Source organism: Planktosalinus sp., assembly GCF_059864935.1.
This window is the reverse complement of the sequence record NZ_JCBCCK010000286.1, coordinates 1-3,660: the sequence shown is the minus strand read 5'-3', so window position 1 is coordinate 3,660 and position 3,660 is coordinate 1. Positions and strand designations below refer to the sequence as shown.

The window sequence follows — 3,660 nt, the reverse complement described above, 5'->3', positions numbered from 1 at the left end:
GACAGTACAACATTTACTGCTGTGTATGTGATCACACAAGATGATCTTGATGCCGGTGAGGTAGTTAACCAAGCTACTGTTTTTGCTGAAGATATAAACGGTAACACGATTGAAGATTTATCTGATGATCCAAATGATCCAACTAATATAGATATTAATGGTAATGGTAATCCTGATGACCCAACTGTTGTTGTGTTACCACAGGTTGGTCCAGCTTGTGAATTTATTAGATACAATTATGTGACACCAAACAATGACGGCAGGAATGACTATTTCAGAATCAACTGTATTGAGGACTTCCCAAATAATAATGTACAAATATTTAATAGATGGGGTGTTCTTGTATTCGAAACTGATGGATACAGTAATGAAACAAATGATTTTAGAGGTGTATCTGATGGTCGAGTAACAGTGAAACAAGGAGATTTACTTCCAACCGGAACTTATTATTATATTATTAGATTCCTTGGAGATGAAAACCCAGGACAGAGCTCATATTCAGGTTATTTATATTTAAACAGATAAATTTCAAAAGCGCAGCGGTGCTATAAAACCACCGCTGTGCTTTTGTTAAATAAACTATTAAAAATGAAAAGAAATTACATTTTAATATTAGCTGTAATAGTACTCGCTACTTGTTATAACGGTAACGCACAGCAAGACCCACAGTACACACAATATATGTACAATACTCAGGTAGTCAACCCTGCTTATGCGGGTTCAAGGGAGTCTTTGAGTATTGGAGCTTTATACCGCTCCCAATGGGTTGGGTTAGAAGGTGCCCCAAAAACATTTACTTTATCGGGACATGCGCCTGTGGGTTTTAGTAATGTTGGACTTGGAATGTCGATTGTTAGAGATGAAATTGGTCCATCAACAGAGACTTGGGCCAATATAGATTTTTCCTATACTATCCAGGCATCAGAGCGGGGTAAACTAGCTTTTGGTTTAAAAACTGGAGCCAGTATTGTTGACATTGATTATACTAAGTTAACAGCATTTGATCCTACTGAAATTCCACTGGATAATGTAGACAATAAGGTGAATTTTCAGATTGGCGCCGGAACATTTTATTATTCTGATAGATTTTATATTGGTTTGTCAATTCCAAATTTTGTAGAGTCAACTCATTTTGATCAGGCTAGCATTGAAAATACTGAGATTAGTGCTCTTGGAAAAGACCGCTTACATTATTTTTTCATTACCGGTTATGTGTTTGATTTATCAGAGAGCGTAAAGTTTAAACCGGCTTTAATGACCAAAATGGTAACAGGATCACCACTTCAAATTGATGGCTCTGCTAACTTCTTGTTTTATAATAGATTTACTTTGGGCGCAGCTTATAGATGGAGTGCTGCTTTTAGTGCCATGGCTGGTTTCCAGATCACAGACGAGTTGTTTCTTGGATTTGGATATGATAGAGAAACAACAGACTTGACTAAGTATAATGATGGGTCTTTTGAGGTATTCTTACGATTTGAATTATTTAAAAATGTAGAAAGAGTCCTTTCGCCAAGGTTCTTTTAAAAAGATAAAAAAAGTGTGATGAAAAAAGTTAATACATTAATTCTAATTCTTTTAGTTGCCTTTTGTTCTGTGAATGTTCAGGCACAAAGAGCTCAATTAAAGAAAGCAGAAAAAGCATATGACCAATACGCCTTTATTGACGCACAGAAAATCTACTTAAAAGTTGTAGAGGATGGATATTCTTCAGCTGAAATTTATAAAAAACTCGGTAATACCTATTACTTCAATGGTGATTACAAAAATGCGGCCATCTGGTATGAAAAACTGGTCGATGAATTTCCCGACCAAACAGAACCGGAATATTATTTTAGAGCTGCACAAAGTTTAAAAAGTGCTGAAAACTATGCAAAATCAGATCAGCTCATGGAACAATTAGCATCTATGGAGGGCTCTGATTTAATTATTCAAAATTTTAAGGAAAATAAAGATTACTTAAGTTCAATTATGAACGCTGAAGACAAGTATATTGTTGAACGTGCCGAAATAAATAGCGAATATTCAGATTTTAGCCCATCATTCTACAATGGAAAAATTGTCTTCTCTTCTGCTTCAGGATTGGGAGTAGAGAGAGTTAGGACTCATGACTGGAGCAACCAACCATTCCTAAACCTTTATGTTGCCGACATGGATGAAGAGGGCAGGTTATCCGGAGTTTCAAAGCTTCCGGGTGATATCAATACCCGATACCATGAGTCCTCAGCAGCATTTACTAAAGATGGTCAGACGGTTTATTTTACACGAAACAACTATTTGGAAGGGAAAAAGCGTAAAGACAAAGAAAATATTATTGGACTTAAAATATATAAGGCCATAAAACTTAGAGAGAACAATTGGACAAATATTACGGAATTGCCTTTTAACTCAGATACATATTCTGTGGCACATCCGGCATTGAGTGTGGATGAAAAAAGACTTTATTTTTCTTCTGATATGCCGGGAACAAAAGGCCTGTCAGATCTTTGGTATGTGGATATTTTAGGAGACAACCAGTATGGGGAACCTGTAAATTTGGGAACTTCAATAAATACAGAAGCCAGAGAGTCATTTCCTTTTATAAGTCAGAATAATGTGTTGTATTTTTCAACTGATGGTAGAGCCGGTTTAGGTGGTTTAGATGTCTATTACACACAACTGGATGAAAACGGACTGCCCACAGAAATTTATACAATGGGAGCACCCATTAACAGCAATAAAGACGATTTTGGGTTTATTATCAACGAAGAAACAAGAATTGGATTCTACTCATCAAACAGAGAAGGTGATGCCGGAAGTGTCGATGATGATATCTACAGAGTTAGACGAATTTGTGAAGTTACCGTAACCGGACTGGTGACTGATGAAGATACCGGTGAAATGCTGCCCGGAGCTTTGGTAACAATTCTTAATGAGAATAATCAGGTGGTAAATAGTATGACTGTAGGTGCAAATGCCACTTATAATTTTGTTGTTGATTGTGACAAGCAATATACAATTAGAGGTTCACTTGAAGGGTATCACCCAAATGAAAAAATTATAAATACTCCTGATGAAACATCAACCATAGATGTTCCATTATTATTGAAATCAGCAGACCCTTGTGCACCGGATGATTTAGGATGCAGACTTTCTTTACAGCCTATCTATTTTGATTTTGATCGCTACAACATCAGACCAGATGCTGAAATTGAACTGGCTAAAATTTTAGCGGCTATGAGAGAATACCCACAATTAATCATCCATATTGAGTCCCATACCGATAGTCGTGGTAGTCACTCTTATAACGAACTGCTTTCTGAAAGACGCGCACAGTCAACACTTGATTGGCTTGTCGGTAAAGGAATTAGCAGAGACAGGCTTAGTGCCAAAGGTTATGGAGAATCAAGACTTATCAACGAATGTAAAGACGGTGTTCAATGTAGTGAAGAACAACACCAACTCAATAGAAGATCGATGTTTATCATACAGAATTAATTTAAGTTAAGATAAGATAGAAAGTGCCTCATTCTGATAAAATTCAGTTAATGAGGCGCTTTTTTATTGCAACTATCACCCTATTTTGTACTTTTGGTAAAAAAGTAAGCTATGACTGAGGAAATGGTTGTCCTTGTCGATGAAAATGACGAAAAAATTGGCTTAATGCCAAAACAGGAAGCC

Annotated in this window: 3 protein-coding genes; all 3 read left to right on the top strand. The window is 36.4% G+C overall.

Annotated elements, in window-relative coordinates; genetic code table 11:
* A partial coding sequence (locus AC6F75_RS09505; RefSeq protein ID WP_500714768.1) for a T9SS type B sorting domain-containing protein occupies positions 1-525 on the top strand: 525 nt, incomplete at its 5' end.
* Positions 526-588: 63 nt separating this feature from the next.
* On the top strand, positions 589-1,527 hold the full coding sequence (locus AC6F75_RS09500) for a PorP/SprF family type IX secretion system membrane protein (RefSeq protein ID WP_500714767.1): 939 nt from the start codon (positions 589-591) through the stop codon (positions 1,525-1,527).
* A gap of 18 nt (positions 1,528-1,545) precedes the next feature.
* Positions 1,546-3,477 (top strand): OmpA family protein, encoded by a 1,932-nt coding sequence (locus AC6F75_RS09495; RefSeq protein ID WP_500714766.1) that lies wholly within the window; start codon positions 1,546-1,548, stop codon positions 3,475-3,477.
* Positions 3,478-3,660: the final 183 nt, after the last annotated feature.